Annotated in this window: 14 protein-coding genes; all 14 read right to left on the bottom strand. The window is 66.4% G+C overall.

Translation table 11 applies throughout. The features are described from left to right. Positions 1-26: 26 nt before the first annotated feature. The 14 genes from rpsS to TFC3_RS04150 all read right to left on the bottom strand — a co-directional run bounded on the left by rpsS (position 27) and on the right by TFC3_RS04150 (position 16,673). Positions 27-308: a 30S ribosomal protein S19 gene (rpsS, locus tag TFC3_RS04215; protein ID WP_014440726.1), complete on the bottom strand. Its 282-nt coding sequence runs from the start codon at positions 306-308 to the stop codon at positions 27-29. A gap of 13 nt (positions 309-321) precedes the next feature. Further along, positions 322-1,161 (bottom strand): 50S ribosomal protein L2, encoded by an 840-nt coding sequence (rplB, locus tag TFC3_RS04210; protein WP_067495870.1) that lies wholly within the window; start codon positions 1,159-1,161, stop codon positions 322-324. 14 nt (positions 1,162-1,175) lie between these two features. After that, a complete protein-coding gene (gene rplW / locus TFC3_RS04205; RefSeq protein WP_067495867.1) occupies positions 1,176-1,478 on the bottom strand; it encodes a 50S ribosomal protein L23 in 303 nt (100 codons plus the stop codon). Continuing rightward, complete coding sequence (gene rplD / locus TFC3_RS04200) at positions 1,475-2,125, bottom strand: 50S ribosomal protein L4 (protein ID WP_067495864.1); 651 nt, start codon at positions 2,123-2,125, stop codon at positions 1,475-1,477. Before rplD ends, rplW begins: the two co-directional genes overlap by 4 nt. Further along, positions 2,122-2,772 (bottom strand): 50S ribosomal protein L3, encoded by a 651-nt coding sequence (gene rplC / locus TFC3_RS04195; protein ID WP_067495861.1) that lies wholly within the window; start codon positions 2,770-2,772, stop codon positions 2,122-2,124. The genes rplD and rplC overlap by 4 nt, the downstream gene beginning before the upstream one ends. 11 nt (positions 2,773-2,783) lie before the next feature. After that, the gene (gene rpsJ, locus TFC3_RS04190; protein WP_007073037.1) at positions 2,784-3,092 is read right to left on the bottom strand and encodes a 30S ribosomal protein S10; all 309 of its coding nucleotides are present in this window, start codon (positions 3,090-3,092) and stop codon (positions 2,784-2,786) included. A 409-nt stretch (positions 3,093-3,501) separates the two neighbouring features. Then, complete coding sequence (gene tuf / locus TFC3_RS04185; RefSeq protein ID WP_067495858.1) at positions 3,502-4,695, bottom strand: elongation factor Tu; 1,194 nt, start codon at positions 4,693-4,695, stop codon at positions 3,502-3,504. Between the two features lie 119 nt (positions 4,696-4,814). Next, positions 4,815-6,911, bottom strand: coding sequence for an elongation factor G (gene fusA, locus TFC3_RS04180; protein ID WP_067495855.1), 2,097 nt, complete (start codon positions 6,909-6,911; stop codon positions 4,815-4,817). Positions 6,912-7,020: 109 nt separating this feature from the next. Further along, positions 7,021-7,491 (bottom strand): 30S ribosomal protein S7, encoded by a 471-nt coding sequence (rpsG, locus tag TFC3_RS04175; RefSeq protein WP_041831882.1) that lies wholly within the window; start codon positions 7,489-7,491, stop codon positions 7,021-7,023. Between the two features lies 1 nt (position 7,492). Next, complete coding sequence (rpsL, locus tag TFC3_RS04170; protein ID WP_014440718.1) at positions 7,493-7,867, bottom strand: 30S ribosomal protein S12; 375 nt, start codon at positions 7,865-7,867, stop codon at positions 7,493-7,495. A gap of 396 nt (positions 7,868-8,263) precedes the next feature. Next, complete coding sequence (locus TFC3_RS04165; protein WP_369819568.1) at positions 8,264-8,734, bottom strand: hypothetical protein; 471 nt, start codon at positions 8,732-8,734, stop codon at positions 8,264-8,266. A gap of 89 nt (positions 8,735-8,823) precedes the next feature. Further along, positions 8,824-9,138, bottom strand: coding sequence for a hypothetical protein (locus TFC3_RS04160; protein ID WP_067505944.1), 315 nt, complete (start codon positions 9,136-9,138; stop codon positions 8,824-8,826). Positions 9,139-9,246: 108 nt separating this feature from the next. Next, positions 9,247-13,137, bottom strand: coding sequence for a DNA-directed RNA polymerase subunit beta' (locus TFC3_RS04155; RefSeq protein ID WP_067495853.1), 3,891 nt, complete (start codon positions 13,135-13,137; stop codon positions 9,247-9,249). Positions 13,138-13,232: 95 nt separating this feature from the next. Further along, the gene (locus TFC3_RS04150) at positions 13,233-16,673 is read right to left on the bottom strand and encodes a DNA-directed RNA polymerase subunit beta (protein ID WP_067495849.1); all 3,441 of its coding nucleotides are present in this window, start codon (positions 16,671-16,673) and stop codon (positions 13,233-13,235) included. Positions 16,674-17,303: the final 630 nt, after the last annotated feature.

The raw sequence follows: 17,303 nt of genomic DNA, 5'->3' as shown, positions 1-17,303 counted from the left end.
TAACCCCTTTCTAGTCCGTGGACTGGTTAGCGACGACGGCTCTTGCGGTCGTCCTTCTCGTGACCCTTGAACGTACGGGTCAGAGCGAACTCGCCGAGCTTGTGACCGACCATGGCCTCGGTGATGAACACCGGGACGTGCTTGCGCCCGTCGTGCACCGCGATCGTGTGCCCGAGCATGTCGGGAATGATCGTCGAGCGCCGCGACCAGGTCTTGATGACGTTCTTCGAGTTCTTCTCGTTCTGGACTTCCACCTTCTTGATCAGGTGGTCGTCGACGAACGGGCCCTTCTTCAGGCTGCGAGGCATCTTTTAACTCCCGTTACCCGCGCTTGCGGGTGGCGTAGCGGCGGCGAACGATCAGCTTGTCGCTCTCCTGGCCCTTGCGGCGGGTACGGCCCTCGGGCTTACCAGCCGGGTTCACCGGGTGGCGACCACCGGAGGTCTTACCCTCACCACCACCGTGCGGGTGGTCGATCGGGTTCATGGCGACACCACGGACGGTCGGGCGCTTGCCCTTCCACCGCATGCGGCCGGCCTTGCCCCAGTTGATGTTCGACTGCTCGGCGTTGCCGATCTCGCCGACGGTCGCGCGGCAGCGGATGTCGACGCGACGGATCTCGCCGGAGGGCATACGCAGCGTGGCGTACGCACCTTCACGGCCCAGGAGCTGGATGCCGACGCCGGCCGAACGGGCCAGCTTGGCGCCACCGCCGGGACGAAGCTCCACACCGTGGACCGTCGTACCGACCGGGATGTTGCGCAGGGGCAGGTTGTTGCCCGGCTTGATGTCCGCGCCCACGCCCGACTCGACGCGGTCGCCCTGCTTGAGGTCCTTCGGCGCGAGAATGTAGCGCTTCTCACCGTCGGCGTAGTGCAGCAGAGCGATGCGGGAGGTGCGGTTGGGGTCGTACTCAATGTGAGCGACCTTGGCCGGCACGCCGTCCTTGTCGTTGCGCCGGAAGTCGATCAGCCGGTACTGCCGCTTGTGGCCACCGCCCTGGTGCCGCGTCGTGATGCGACCGTGGACGTTGCGGCCACCCTTCTTGGGCAGCGGAACCAGCAGAGACTTCTCCGGCGTCGACCGGGTGATCTCGGCGAAGTCGGCGACGCTGGAGCCACGACGGCCCGGCGTGGTCGGCTTGTACTTACGGATTGCCATGATTCACAAACCCCTTAGCTGACCGGGCCGCCGAAGGCCTCGATACGGTCACCGTCAGCCAGCTTCACCATGGCGCGCTTGGTCGCCTTGCGCTGACCGAAGCCGGTCTTGGTGCGCTTGCGCTTGCCCTGGCGGTTAATGGTGTTCACCGTCAGCACGCGGACATCGAAGATCTGCTGGATAGCGATCTTGATCTGGGTCTTGTTGGCGTCCGGGTGAACCAGGAACGTGTACCAGTTCTGGTCGAGAACGCTGTAGCTCTTCTCGGAGACCACGGGCGCGACGATGACGTCACGCGGGTCGGCGATCGTGCTCACTTGTTCCCCTCCTCGGAGGTCTCGGCGGGCACGCCAAGGAACTCGTCCAGCGCCGCCTTGGTGAAGACGACCTCGTCGGCCACCAGCACGTCGTACGTGTTCAGCTGGCCGGCCTCGATGAGGTGCACGGTCGGCTCGTTGCGCAGCGAGATCCAGCTCAGGTCGTCCTGGTTGCTCAGCACGACAAGCACCTTGGTGGACTCCGTCGCCTTGCGCAGCGTGGCGACCGCAGCCTTCGTCGACGGCTTCTCGCCGGAGATGAACGACTCGATCACGTGCACGCGGCCGTCACGGGCCCGATCGGAGAGGGCACCACGCAGCGCGGCGGCCTTCATCTTCTTGGGCGTCCGCTGGCTGTAGTCGCGCGGCACGGGACCGTGCACGACGCCACCGCCGGCGAACTGCGGAGCGCGGATCGAGCCCTGACGGGCGCGACCGGTGCCCTTCTGCTTGTACGGCTTCTTGCCGCCACCGGCGACCTCGCCGCGGGTCTTCGCCTTGTGCGTACCCTGCCGGGCAGCCGCCAGCTGAGCCACGACGACCTGGTGCATCAGCGGAATGTTCGCCTGCACGTCGAAGATGTCGTCGGGCAGCTCGACGGAGCCGGCCTTGGTGCCCTCTGCGTTGATCACGTCAACGGAGCTCACTTGACACCGCCCTTCTTCGCCGCCGTACGAACCAGGATCAGCGCGCCCTTGGGGCCGGGAACGGCACCCTTGACGAGCAGCAGGTTGTTCTCGGTGTCGACCGCCTGCACCGTCAGGTTCTGCACGGTGAAGCGCTTGCCACCCATGCGGCCCGCCATCCGGACGCCCTTGAAGACGCGACCCGGGGTGGCGCAGGCGCCGATGGAACCGGGCGAGCGGTGCTTGCGCTCAACACCGTGGCTGCTCTTCAGGCCGTGGAACCCGTGCCGCTTCATGACACCGGCGTAGCCCTTGCCCTTGGTCTTACCGGTGACGTCGATCGGCGCACCGACCGCGAACGCCTCAACGGTGACTTCCTGGCCGAGCTCGTACTCGCTCGCGTCGATGGTGCGCAGCTCCACGATGTGGCGCCGCGGCGACACACCCGCCTTCGCGTAGTGACCGCTCTCGGGCTTGTTCACCTTGCGCGGGTCGATCTGGCCGTAAGCCAGCTGAACCGCCGCGTATCCGTCTGCCTCCGGGGTGCGAACCTGGGTCACGACACAAGGGCCGGCCTGCACCACGGTCACCGGGACGACCTTGTTGTTGTCCCAGACCTGGGTCATGCCGAGCTTGGCGCCCAGGATCCCCTTCACTTGCCTGTCCATTGTCCGGATCCCTACAGCTTGATCTCGATGTCGACGCCAGCCGGCAGGTCGAGGCGCATGAGCGAGTCGACCGTCTTGGGGGTCGGGTCGATGATGTCGATCAGACGCTTGTGCGTGCGCATCTCGAAGTGCTCGCGCGAGTCCTTGTACTTGTGCGGCGAACGGATCACGCAGAAACGGTTGATCTCCGTGGGCAGCGGCACCGGGCCAGCAACCTGTGCCCCGGTCCGCGTCACCGTCTCGACGATCTTCCGTGCCGAGGAGTCGACGACCTCGTGGTCATAGGCCTTGAGCCGGATGCGGATCTTCTGTCCCGCCATGGTGGCTTCTGTTTCCTTCTCTCGATGCCGCTACGTGCGAGAGCGGTGGCCCTCGCATGCCCGCAGGACCGTTGATCCTGCGTTGTCCGACCCCCGCGGTCGGGCGTGTCGCGCCTAGTGGCAGATTGCTCAGCTAACCAAGCACAGGCTCCGCCCCAGAAAACTGGAGCAATGATGCCCGTGGCGCAGCAACCTGGAGCGCTAACTCCTGGAACACTGCCCCATCCGTCGGGATCGGGGCGGCCGGCGGCTCTCACACACACCGGACACCGGGCGAGGGCGGTCGGCTGCCAAACTGCGAAGCAGCCAACCGCCCTGCGCGGACGCAACCTGACTAGTATGCCGCATGAAACGCAGCAACGCTAATCGGGGTCACCAATGAGGGTTGTTCTGGTGAACAAGCCTCACCTCAGACGTTGATCTTCGTGACCGTTCCGGCGCCGACGGTGCGGCCACCCTCACGGATCGCGAACTTCAGGCCCTGCTCCATGGCGATGGGCTGGATCAGCTTCACCGACATGGTGGTGGAGTCGCCCGGCATGACCATCTCGGTGCCCTCGGGCAGCGTGACGACGCCGGTGACGTCCGTGGTGCGGAAGTAGAACTGCGGGCGGTAGTTCTGGAAGAACGGGGTGTGCCGGCCGCCCTCTTCCTTCGAGAGGATGTAGACCTGGCCCTCGAACTCCGTGTGCGGGGTGCTGGACCCCGGCTTCACGACGACCATGCCGCGCTCGACGTCCTCGCGCTTGATACCACGCAGCAGGAGGCCGACGTTCTCGCCCGCGCGGGCCTCGTCGAGCAGCTTGCGGAACATCTCGATGCCGGTGCAGACGGTCTTCGTCGACTTCTCGCGGATGCCGACGATCTCGACCTCCTCGTTCGGCTTGAGGATGCCACGCTCGGCGCGACCGGTGACGACCGTGCCACGACCGGTGATCGTGAACACGTCCTCGATCGGCATGAGGAACGGCTTCTCGGTCTCCCGCTCGGGCTGCGGGATCGCGGTGTCGACCGCGTTCATCAGCTCGAGGAGCTTGCCGGTCCACTCCGAGTCGCCCTCAAGCGCCTTGAGCGCCGAGACGCGCACGACGGGAACGTCGTCGCCCGGGAACTCGTAGGTGCTGAGCAGCTCGCGGACCTCGAGCTCGACGAGCTCCAGGAGCTCCTCGTCCTCGACCATGTCGCTCTTGTTGAGGGCGACAACGATGTACGGAACGCCGACCTGGCGGGCCAGGAGCACGTGCTCCTTGGTCTGCGGCATCGGGCCGTCGGTCGCGGCAACCACCAGGATCGCGCCGTCCATCTGCGCGGCACCGGTGATCATGTTCTTGATGTAGTCAGCGTGGCCGGGGCAGTCCACGTGCGCGTAGTGACGCGCAGCGGTCTGGTACTCGACGTGTGCGATCGAGATCGTGATGCCGCGGGCCTTCTCCTCCGGCGCCTTGTCGATCTCGTCGAACGGGGTGTACGGGTTCAGGTCCGGGTATTCGTCGTGCAGGACCTTCGTGATGGCCGCAGTCAGCGTCGTCTTACCGTGGTCGATGTGACCAATGGTGCCGATGTTGACGTGCGGCTTAGTCCGCTCGAACTTCGCCTTCGCCACTGGTGTCCTCCTGTGGACTGTGGTTTTCTTCTCGCCCGGCACGCCCGACAAGGCGATGGGGACTCTGTCGACTGCTCGTACGCGTGTGGTCCTCGACGGACCGCACGCGCCTCAACGCATCAGGCGCCGGTGGCCTTCGCGATGATCTCCTTCGCCACACTCTGCGGAACTTCGGCGTAGGAGTCGAACTGCATGCTGTAGCTCGCCCGACCGGCCGTCTTCGACCGCAGGTCTCCGACGTAGCCGAACATCTCCGACAGCGGCACCGAAGCCTTGACGACGCGAGCGCCGGAGCGCTCTTCCATCGACTGGATGATGCCACGGCGGGAGTTGATGTCGCCGATCACGTCGCCCATGTTGTCCTCGGGCGTGACGACCTCGACGGCCATCATCGGCTCGAGCAGCGCCGGGTCGGCCTTGCGAGCCGCTTCCTTCATGACCATCGAGCCGGCGATCTTGAACGCCATCTCGGAGGAGTCAACCTCATGGAACTGGCCGTCGACCAACGTCAGCTTGACGCCGACCAACGGGTATCCCGCTAGAACGCCATACTGCAGCGAGTCCTGCGCGCCGGCGTCGACCGAAGGGATGTATTCCTTCGGGATGCGACCACCTGAGACCGCGTTGACGAACTCGTAGGTCGGGCCGTCCGCCGAGAGATCGAGTGGCTCGACCGTGACGACGACCTTCGCGTACTGACCGGAGCCACCGGTCTGCTTCTTGTGCACGTACGAAAGCTTCTCGACGGTGCCCCGGATCGTCTCGCGGTACGCCACCTGCGGTTTACCGATGTTCGCCTCGACGTTGAACTCGCGGCGCATCCGGTCGACCAGGATGTCGAGGTGCAGCTCGCCCATGCCGGCGATGATGGTCTGCCCGGTCTCCTCGTCGTTGAAGACGCGGAAGGTCGGGTCCTCCTCGGCCAGACGCTGGATCGCGGTGCCCAGCTTCTCCTGGTCCGACTTGGTCTTCGGCTCGATGGCGACCTGGATGACCGGCTCCGGGAACGTCATCGACTCGAGGATGACCGGGTTGGCCGGGTCGCTGAGCGTGTCACCGGTGGTGGTCTGCTTGAGACCCTGGACAGCGATGATGTCGCCGGCCTGCGCGGTGGCGCGCTCCTCACGCTTGTTGGCGTGCATCTGGTAGATCTTGCCGATGCGCTCCTTGCGGTCCTTGGTGGAGTTGACCACCTGAGAGCCGGATTCGAGCGTGCCGGAGTAGACCCGTACGTAGGTCAGCTTGCCGAGGTGCTTGTCGGTCTGGATCTTGAACGCCAGGGCCGAGAAGGGCTCGTCATTGCTGGGCTTGCGCTGCAGCGGGGTCTCACCGTCGGTGGCAGTGCCCTCGATGGCGGGGATGTCCAGCGGCGACGGCAGGAAGTCGACCACAGCGTCGAGCATGGGCTGAACGCCCTTGTTCTTGAACGCCGAACCGCACAGCACCGGGTTCGCCTTGCTGGCGATCGTGGCACGCCGGATGGCGGCCTTGATCTCGTCCTCGGAGAGCTCCTGGCCCTCGAGGTACTTCTCCATCACCGCGTCGTCCACGTCGGCGAGTGTCTCGATGAGCTTCTCGCGCCACTCGGCGGCCTGGTCAGCGAGGTCCGCCGGGATCTCCTCGATCGCGTAGTCCTCGCCCTTGGCCGTCTCGCCACGCCAGGTCAGCGCGCGCATGCCAATCAGGTCGACGACGCCGATGTGGTCGCCCTCGAGGCCGATCGGGATCTGCAGCACCAGCGGGGTGGCGTTGAGCCGGTCGATCATCATCTGCACGCAGCGGAAGAAGTCCGCACCGGTGCGGTCGAGCTTGTTGACGAAGCACATGCGGGGGACGTTGTACTTGTCCGCCTGCCGCCAGACGTTCTCCGTCTGCGGCTCCACGCCGGCAACGCCGTCGTAGACCGCGACCGCGCCGTCGAGCACACGCAGCGACCGCTCGACCTCGACCGTGAAGTCGACGTGGCCGGGCGTGTCGATGATCTGAATCGTGTAGCCCTTCCACTCGCACTTCGTAGCGGCGGAGGTGATGGTGATGCCGCGTTCCTGTTCCTGTTCCATCCAGTCCATGACGGCCGCGCCCTCGTGGACTTCACCGATCTTGTACGTGATGCCGGTGTAGAACAGGATGCGCTCGGTCGTCGTGGTCTTACCAGCGTCGATGTGCGCCATGATGCCAATGTTGCGAACCTTGGCGAGCGCGTCTGCGGCAGCCACTGCAATCCCTACTCTTCGTCGTCGTGTCGACTGTTTCCCGCGGGACGCCGCGGGAGGCCGGTGCGGCCGTTGTTCCCGGCCCGGTGGTGACCGGGCCGGCAACCGGGTCTTACCAGCGGTAGTGCGCGAAGGCCTTGTTGGACTCCGCCATCTTGTGAGTGTCCTCGCGCCGCTTGACGGCGGCACCAAGGCCGTTGCTCGCGTCGAGCAGCTCGTTCTGCAGACGCTCGATCATGGTCTTCTCGCGGCGGGCCTTGGAGTACTGCACCAGCCAGCGCAGACCGAGGGTGGTCTGGCGGGGCGTACGGACCTCGACCGGCACCTGGTAGGTCGCGCCACCAACACGGCGGCTGCGGACCTCGAGGGTCGGCTTGACGTTGTCCATCGCGCGCTTGAGCGTCACCACGGGGTCGGTGCCGCTCTTCTCACGGCAGCCCTCAAGAGCGCCGTAAACGATGCGCTCCGCGAGCTGGCGCTTGCCGCCCACGAGGATCTTGTTCACCAGCTGCGTGACGAGCGGCGAGTTGTAAACCGGGTCCGCAACTACTGGGTGGCGCGGAGCGGGGCCTTTACGCGGCATGTCAGCTCTTCTCCTTCTTCGCGCCGTAACGGCTGCGGGCCTGCTTGCGGTTGCGGACGCCCTGGGTGTCCAGCGAACCACGAACGATCTTGTAGCGGACGCCCGGGAGGTCCTTAACACGGCCGCCGCGCACGAGCACGATCGAGTGCTCCTGCAGGTTGTGGCCGACGCCCGGGATGTACGCCGTGACCTCGATCTGGCTGCTGAGCTTCACACGAGCGACCTTGCGCAGCGCAGAGTTCGGCTTCTTGGGGGTGGTGGTGTACACGCGCGTGCACACGCCGCGCCGCTGAGGACTTCCCTTCAGCGCCGGCGTCTTGGTCTTGCTCGTCTTCGCCTGGCGGCCCTTGCGGACCAGCTGCTGGATCGTGGGCACCGGGTTTCTCCGCTCCCTTCGGCCGCCGTTGTGGCGGCCGGCAATGTGTTCGTATGCCTGGTGTACGAGGCGGCCCCGGTGGGTCATCCCGCACCCGCGGTCGGGCGTGTCGCCCGGCTCACGGTCCCGCCGCGCGCATTCGCACGCAGCGAGTGTTGTCTTTGTCGGGCTCAGCCCGTCGTGCTCAACGCCCCGTCGTACTTCAGACTCGGGCGCACGCACGAGTTGCCCGGGCGAGCCCGGGCACGAGGGGAAAGAATACCCACCACAAGCATGCAGGTCAAAACGAGGCGCTCTGACCAGCTAACTTGACGATGGACACTCCCGCATGACAAGTGTACCGGGTGCTGCCCGGCGGCATCGCTGCGGTGCCGGTTTACGGCACGCGCCGCGCCGCTACGACTGCAATACCACTGCCAACAAGAGAGTCAAGACGGCAATTCCCGCCCCCGCGGCCCCGCACCAGAGCCCGGCCAGCGCCATGCCGGCGCCGGTGAAGCGAACCCGGCCACCCTGCCCCGACCGCCGGATCTGGCGCCTGGACACCAGCCCAAGCGCGATCGCACCTCCCCCAGCAAGCCCGCTGAGCAGGGCAAACGCCCCCGCGACAACGGCCCCCCAGCCCGATTCGGCCCCGGCGACGCCGAAGCAGAGCACGAGCAAGGACACCAGGATCGCCACGATGCCGGCGCTGAGCGAGCCGACCGCCAGCCCCGACGTGATGGGTGCCACTCGCAACTGGACCAGACCGAACTCGGTGCCCGGCATGGGTTCCACCCGCTCGGGCGTCCAGGCCTCCCCCGGCTTGGGCGGCATCACGGCCGGCGGATCCGGCTGAGCGGGCCATGAACCTGGGTGCTGCGTCACAGAGCGTCCCTCTCCCCGCGTGTCGGCTTCGAATACGAGCATGTCACCCGTACGAGGCGCACCGCAGCCCGAGGGGTGGGCCCCGGCGATCAGTCAGTGCCGGGGTCAAAATCCTGACCGCCGGGTGCCTCGGCCAGGTGCAGCAGCCCGGCGATGGCGGCGATCACCAGCGTGGTCAGGGCGAGCACGACACCGATCCAGGCCAGCGTCCGGCCGCGCCGGATCCATTTGGCGCCGAGCAGGTAACCGCCAGCCGCATAGTGCTCGCGCGACACCTGCCGCGCCAGCAGCAGGGCCAGCATGGCCGGGATCACGCCACCGACGAAGGCGCCGGTGAGCAGCGCCACCAGTCCGAGGACGAAGACCGCCCGGGCCTTGGTGGCCGGGGCCGGCTCGGGATCCATCGGGTGGCGGGTCGGTGCGGCGGAGACAGGCAGGGTCACCGTTTCATTCTAGAAACGCCCGAGGGCGCCCGCGCGATGCACGGACGCCCTCGGTGGAACCACAAACCGTCAGCGGTACGACCCGAAGTCGAAGTCGTCAAGCGGAACAGCCTGACCACTGGCCGGTCCGAAGCCGTAGTCGGTCTCGGGGTACCCGGTCATCGAGTACACCTTGGCCTTGGCTTCCTCGGTCGGCTCGACCCGGATGTTGCGGTACTTGCTGATACCAGTACCGGCCGGGATGAGCTTACCGATGATGACGTTCTCCTTGAGGCCCACCAGCGAGTCGCTGCGCGAGTTGATCGCAGCGTCGGTGAGCACCCGGGTGGTCTCCTGGAAGGAGGCCGCCGAGAGCCAGGAGTCGGTCGCCAGCGAGGCCTTGGTGATACCCATGAGCACCGGACGACCGGCGGCGGGCTCACCACCCTCGCCGACGATCCGGCGGTTCTCGGACTCGAACAGCGCCCGGTCGACCAGCACACCCGGCAGGAACTCGGCGGCGCCCGAGTCGATGACCGTCACCCGCTTGAGCATCTGGCGGATGATGATCTCGATGTGCTTGTCGTGGATGAGCACACCCTGCGAGCGGTAGACCTCCTGGACCTCACTGGTCAGGTGGACCTGGACCGCGCGCGGGCCCATGATGCGCAGCAGCTCGTGCGGGTCGATGGTGCCCTCGGTGAGCTTCTCGCCGACCGCCACGTGGTCACCGTCGTGCGCCCGCAGCTTGACGCGCTTGGAGATCTTGTCGTACACGATCTCCTCGCTGCCGTCGTCCGGGATCACGATGATCTTCCGCGAACGCTCGCCGTCCTCGATGCGGATGCGTCCCGGGGTGTCGGCGATGGGCGCCTTGCCCTTGGGCACGCGGGCCTCGAAGATTTCCTGCACACGCGGCAGACCCTGGGTGATGTCCTCACCCGCGACACCACCGGTGTGGAAGGTACGCATCGTCAGCTGCGTACCGGGCTCACCGATGGACTGGGCGGCGATGATGCCGACCGCCTCGCCGATGTCGACCGACTTGCCGGTCGGCAGCGAGCGGCCGTAGCAGGCCGCACACACACCGAGCTTCGACTCGCAGGTCAGCACGCTGCGCACCCGGACCGTCTCCACCCCGGCGGCGACAAGCTTGTCGACCAGGATCGAGTTGAGGTCGTCACCGCGGTTGACCACCACGGTGCCGGACTGGTCGGTGATGTCGTCCGCGATGGTGCGGGCGTGCACACCGGTCTCCGCGTGCGTGTGCACGACGAGGGTGCCGTCGTCCAGCTTGTCCGCGACCTGCATGGGGATCGCCCGGTCGGTGCCGCAGTCCTCCTCGCGGATGATCACGTCCTGCGACACGTCCACCAGACGACGGGTCAGGTAACCCGAGTCGGCGGTACGCAGCGCGGTGTCGGCCAGACCCTTACGGGCACCGTGCGTGGAGATGAAGTACTCCAGCACGGTCAGGCCCTCGCGGTACGACGAGGTGATCGGGCGCGGGATGATCTCGCCCTTGGGGTTGGCCACCAGACCACGGATCGCGGCGATCTGCCGGAGCTGCAGGAGGTTACCGCGAGCGCCGGAGTTGATCATCACCCAGAGCGGGTTCTCCTGCGGCAGCGCGGTCTCCATCTCCTTGGAGATCTCGTTGGTCGCCTTGGTCCAGATGTCGATGAGCTCGCCGCGACGTTCCTCGGCGGTCATCAGACCACGCTGGTACTGCTTGTCGATCCGGTCGGCCTCACCCTGGTAACGAGCGAGGATCTCCGGCTTGCGCGGCGGGCCGACAACGTCGCCCATGCCGATCGTCACACCGGACCAGGTGGCCCAGTGGAAGCCGGCCTCCTTGAGCGCGTCCAGGGTCGCAGCCAGGGCAACCTTGGGGAAGCGCTCGGCGAGGTCGTTGACGATCGCCGACAGCTGACCCTTGCGGATCTCGTAGTTCACGAAGCGGTAGCCCGGGGGCAGCGTCTCGTTGAAGATGACCCGGCCCAGTGTGGTCTCGACGAGCAGCGGCTCGCCCTCGACCCACTCCTCCGGAGCGGTCCACGGCGCCTGCTTGGCGCCGTTGTCCACCCCGATGACGTCCCGGAGACGGATCTTGACCGGCGCCTGCAGGTGCAGCTCGCCGTTGTCGAACGCCATCCGCGCCTCGGCGTCGGAGCTGAACACCCGGCCCTCACCCTTGGCACCGGCCGTGAGGTGGGTCAGGTGGTACAGCCCGATAACCATGTCCTGGGTCGGCATGGTGACCGGCTTGCCGTCGGCCGGCTTGAGGATGTTGTTCGACGAAAGCATCAGGATCCGGGCCTCGGCCTGCGCCTCGGCCGACAGCGGTACGTGCACCGCCATCTGGTCACCGTCGAAGTCGGCGTTGAACGCCGTGCACACGAGCGGGTGGATCTGAATCGCCTTGCCCTCGACCAGTTGCGGTTCGAAGGCCTGGATGCCGAGGCGGTGCAGGGTCGGCGCGCGGTTCAGCAGCACCGGGTGCTCGCTGATGACCTCTTCGAGGACGTCCCACACGACCGGGCGCTGACGCTCGACCATCCGCTTGGCCGACTTGATGTTCTGCGCGTGGTTGAGATCCACCAGGCGCTTCATCACGAACGGCTTGAACAGCTCCAGCGCCATCTGCTTGGGCAGGCCGCACTGGTGCAGCTTGAGCCGCGGGCCGACGACGATGACCGAACGGCCGGAGTAGTCGACGCGCTTGCCGAGCAGGTTCTGACGGAAGCGGCCCTGCTTGCCCTTGAGCATGTCGGACAGCGACTTGAGCGGGCGGTTACCCGGGCCGGTGACCGGCCGGCCGCGACGGCCGTTGTCGAACAGCGCGTCGACGGCCTCCTGCAGCATCCGCTTCTCGTTGTTGACGATGATCTCGGGGGCGCCCAGGTCGATCAGGCGCTTGAGCCGGTTGTTGCGGTTGATGACCCGGCGGTACAGGTCGTTGAGGTCGGACGTGGCGAAGCGGCCACCGTCGAGCTGCACCATCGGGCGCAGGTCCGGCGGGATGACCGGGACGCAGTCCAGGACCATGCCGAGCGGCGAGTTGCGGGTGTTCAGGAACGCGGCGACGACCTTGAGCCGCTTGAGGGCACGGATCTTGCGCTGGCCCTTACCCGTACGGATGATCTCCCGCAGGTTCTCGGCCTCGGCGTCCAGGTCCATGTTCTCGAGCAGCGCCTTGATCGCCTCGGCGCCCATGCCACCGGTGAAGTACTCACCGAAGCGGTCCCGCAGCTCGCGGTAGAGCAGCTCGTCGGTGACAAGCTGCTTGCTGTCGAGCTTGCGGAAGGTGTCCAGCACCTCGTCGAGCCGGTCGATCTCGCGCTGCGCCTTGTCGCGGATCTGGCGCATCTCGCGCTCGCCAGCTTCCTTGACCTTGCGGCGCACGTCGGCCTTCGCACCCTCGGCCTCGAGCTCGGCCAGGTCCTGCTCCAGCTTGGCGGCGCGCTTCTCGATCTCGGAGTCGCGGCCGTTCTCGGACTGCCGCTTCTCGGCGAAGATCTCGTTCTCGATGGTGGACATGTCACGGTGACGCGCGTCGGCGTCCACGCTGGTGACCACGTACGAGGCGAAGTAAATGATCTTCTCGAGGTCCTTGGGCGCCAGGTCGAGCAGGTAGCCCAGCCGGCTCGGCACACCCTTGAAGTACCAGATGTGCGTCACCGACGCGGCGAGCTCGATGTGGCCCATGCGTTCACGGCGGACCTTGGACCGGGTCACCTCGACGCCGCAGCGCTCACAGATGATGCCCTTGAACCGGACCCGCTTGTACTTTCCGCAGTAGCACTCCCAGTCCCGCTGAGGGCCGAAGATCTTCTCGCAGAAGAGTCCGTCCTTCTCGGGCTTGAGCGTGCGGTAGTTGATCGTCTCGGGCTTCTTGACCTCGCCGTGCGACCACTGCCGGATGTCGTCAGCGGTGGCCAGGCCGATGCGCAACTCGTCGAAGAAGTTGACGTCGAGCACTTGGTCTATCCCTCGTGTTTCGTTGCTCGGTTTGGGTTTCCAGGCCGGCGGGGGGCGTCCCCGGCTACCTCAGCGGTGGCCGGGGACGCACTCCGTCAGATCTCTTCGACGCTGCTGACGCCCTCGTTCGGGCGCCGGGACAGGTCGATGCCGAGTTCCTCCGCGGCCCGGAAGACCTCGTCGTCCGTCTCGCGCATCTCGAGGGCCACGCCGTCGCTGGAAAGCACCTCAACGTTCAGGCACAGCGACTGCAGCTCCTTGAGCAGCACCTTGAAGGACTCGGGGATGCCCGGCTCCGGGATGTTCTCGCCCTTGACGATGGCCTCGTAGACCTTCACGCGGCCGAGAACGTCATCGGACTTGATGGTCAGCAGCTCCTGCAGTGCGTAAGCCGCACCGTAGGCCTGCATCGCCCAGCACTCCATCTCACCGAAGCGCTGGCCACCGAACTGCGCCTTACCACCCAGCGGCTGCTGAGTGATCATCGAGTACGGACCGGTCGAGCGAGCGTGGATCTTGTCGTCGACCAGGTGGTTCAGCTTCAGGATGTAGACGTAGCCGACCGAAATCGGGTCCGGCAGCGGCTCTCCCGAGCGGCCATCGAACAGCTGCGCCTTGCCGTCGCCGTTGACCAGCCGCTTACCGTCGCGGTTGACCAGCGTCGACTCGAGGAGGCCCTTGATCTCCTCCTCCTGGGCACCGTCGAAGACCGGGGTCGCGACGTTCGAGTCCTTGGGGGACTCGTGCGCCTCGATGGCCCGCAGCTGACGCTTCCACTCGGCGTCCTCGCCCTCGACCTCCCAGCCGGTCTTGGCGATCCACCCGAGGTGGGTCTCCAGAACCTGGCCGATGTTCATACGCGAGGGCACACCCAGCGGGTTCAGCACGATGTCGACCGGGGTGCCGTCCTCCAGGAACGGCATGTCCTCGACCGGCAGGATCTTCGAGATGACGCCCTTGTTGCCGTGGCGGCCGGCGAGCTTGTCGCCGTCCTGGATCTTGCGCTTCTGGGCCACATACACCCGGACCAGCTCGTTGACGCCCGGGGGCAGCTCGTCGCCGTCCTCGCGCGAGAACGTGCGCACACCGATGACCGTGCCGGTCTCGCCGTGCGGCACCTTCAGCGAGGTGTCCCGGACCTCACGCGCCTTCTCACCGAAGATCGCGCGCAGCAGCCGCTCCTCCGGGGTCAGCTCGGTCTCACCCTTGGGGGTGACCTTGCCGACCAGGATGTCGCCGGGCACGACCTCGGCACCGATCCGGATGATGCCGCGCTCGTCCAGGTCGGCGAGCATTTCCTCGCTGACGTTGGGGATGTCGCGGGTGATCTCTTCCGGGCCGAGCTTGGTGTCGCGCGCGTCGACCTCGTGCTCCTCGATGTGGATCGAGGTGAGCACGTCCTGCTGCACGAGGCGCTGCGACAGGATGATCGCGTCCTCGTAGTTGTGACCCTCCCAGCACATGAACGCGACGAGCAGGTTGCGGCCGAGGGCCATCTCCCCCTCGTCGGTGCACGGGCCGTCGGCGATGACCTGGCCGGCCTCGACCCGGTCGCCTTCGAAGACGACGGGCTTCTGGTTGACGCAGGAGCCGGCGTTGCTGCGGCGGAACTTGTGCAGCAGGTACGTCCGGCGGTGGCCGTCATCCTGGTGCACCGTCACATAGTCGGCACACAGGTCCTCGACCACGCCGCCGACCTCGGCCACGACCACGTCGCCGGCGTCGACCGCGGCACGGTATTCCATGCCCGTACCGACCAGCGGCGCCTCGGCCTTGACCAGCGGAACGGCCTGACGCTGCATGTTGGCGCCCATGAGCGCGCGGTTGGCGTCGTCGTGCTCGAGGAACGGGATCATCGCGGTGGCGACCGAGGTCATCTGCCGCGGCGAGACGTCCATGTAGTCGACGTCGGTGCCGGGCACGTAGTCGACCTCACCGCCCTTACGGCGGACCAGGACGCGGTCCTGGGCGAACGTTCCGTCGGCGGCCAGCGTGGCGTTCGCCTGCGCCTTGATGAACCGGTCTTCCTCGTCCGCGGTGAGGTAGTCGACCTGGTCGGTGACCCGGCCGTTCTCCACCTTGCGGTACGGGGTCTCGACGAAACCGAACGGGTTCACCCGTGCGAAGGTCGAGAGAGCACCGATCAGGCCGATGTTCGGGCCTTCGGGGGTCTCGATCGGGCACATCCGGCCATAGTGGGACGGGTGCACGTCACGGACCTCGAAGCCCGCCCGCTCACGGGACAGACCGCCCGGCCCGAGCGCGCTCAGACGACGCCGGTGGGTCAGGCCCGCCAGCGGGTTGGTCTGGTCCATGAACTGCGAGAGCTGCGACGTACCGAAGAATTCCTTGATCGCCGCCACGACCGGGCGGATGTTGATCAGGGTCTGCGGCGTGATGGCCTCGACGTCCTGGGTGGTCATGCGCTCGCGGACGACGCGCTCCATGCGGGACAGGCCGACGCGAACCTGGTTCTGGATCAGCTCGCCGACGGTACGCAGGCGCCGATTGCCGAAGTGGTCGATGTCGTCGGCCTCGTAGCCTTCCTCACCGGCGTGCAGCCGGGCGAGGTAGTCAACGGTCTTGACGATGTCCTCTTCGGTGAGGGTGCCGCGGACGATCGGAACGTCGATGTCCAGCTTCTTGTTGAACTTGTAACGGCCGACCTTGGCGACGTCGTACCTCTTCGGGTTGAAGAAGAGGTTGTCGAGCAGGGTCTGCGCGTTCTCCCGGGTCGGGGGCTCACCCGGACGGAGCTTGCGGTAGATGTCGAGCAGAGCCTCGTCCTGCCCGGCGATGTGGTCCTTTTCGAGCGTCGTCATGAGCAGCTCGGACCAGCCGAACCGCTCCCGGATCTGCTCCGCCGACCAGCCAATCGCCTTGAGCAGGACGGTGACGGCCTGCCGGCGCTTGCGGTCGATACGGACACCGACGGTGTCGCGCTTGTCGATGTCGAACTCGAGCCAGGCGCCCCGGCTCGGGATGACCTTGACGCTGGAAAGGTCGCGGTCGGAGGTCTTGTCCGGCTCCTTGGTGAAGTACACGCCCGGCGAGCGGACGAGCTGACTCACCACGACGCGCTCGGTGCCGTTGATGACGAACGTCCCCTTGGGGGTCATCATCGGGAAGTCACCCATGAACACGGTCTGGCTCTTGATCTCGCCAGTGGTGTTGTTGGTGAACTCCGCGGTCACGAACAGCGGTGCGCAGTAGGTCAGGTCCTTCTCCTTGCACTCCTCGATCGAGGCCTTGACCTCGTCGAAGCGCGGAGCGGAGAAGGACAGCGACATGGTGCCGGAGAAGTCCTCAATGGGACTGATCTCTTCGAGGATCTCTGCGAGGCCCGAGTGGGCGTGCGGATCGTCCGTCGTGCGGGCCTGCCAAGCCTCGTTACCCACCAGCCAGTCGAAGGACTCCGTCTGGAGGGCGAGGAGGTTGGGGACCTCAAGCTGCTCTTGGATCCGGCCGAACGAGATACGGCGGGGAGCGTAAGCGCTCGACGTACGGCTGGTCTTCGCAGGGCGGGAAGCTGCCAAGATGCGTCCTTCCGAGGACCGGTGCTGCTGATGCGGCTGAGCTGCGGGTGCAACTGCTGCGCTGTCGACTGCTCTGGGCACTCCAATGGACCCCCAGGAAATCACCCGGATGGATGTCCCTGCAGGGCTCAAGGCAGAAGGCAGCGCAAACTAGCAGTGTAGCCGCTCGGCTAACCGCTGTCCAGCCCACACCGGAGGGGACCTGCGGAGCGCGTCCCCGCGGCCTCTGACCTGCGCCTCTCAGGGGCCAGTGCCTCAGCGGGGCCGCTCAGACGCGGCGTCAATCCCTCGGGTGCCGGTCTGCAGGAGCGGAGCTACCCACAGAACGGCTGTCGCAAGCGCGGAAACTTGCTGTTGTCAGCGTGCCTGTCAGCGGACACACAGTCAAGACTTGCGCCGCGGGTCGAACATGTGCCGCAGGCCGGAACGATCGCCGCGGTGGACTCTCATGAGCATAAGAGATGGTCCGCCCCTTTTGTGAGTCGTCCATCCGACCGCTGGAAAACCCACTCTGACCTGCGGTTATGACGGAGAAACGAACAGGCGGGGACCCCCTGTGAGGGGGCCCCGCCTGTGCGAGGTGGGGCGGGGAAGGCTCAGGTCACTTGAGGGTGACCTTGGCACCCCCGC

Origin of the sequence: Actinoplanes sp. TFC3 (genome assembly GCF_001553785.1) — a bacterium.
Classification (GTDB): domain Bacteria; phylum Actinomycetota; class Actinomycetes; order Mycobacteriales; family Micromonosporaceae; genus Actinoplanes.
The sequence above is the reverse complement of the archived record's forward strand: the minus strand, read 5'-3'. Positions and strand labels throughout refer to the sequence as shown.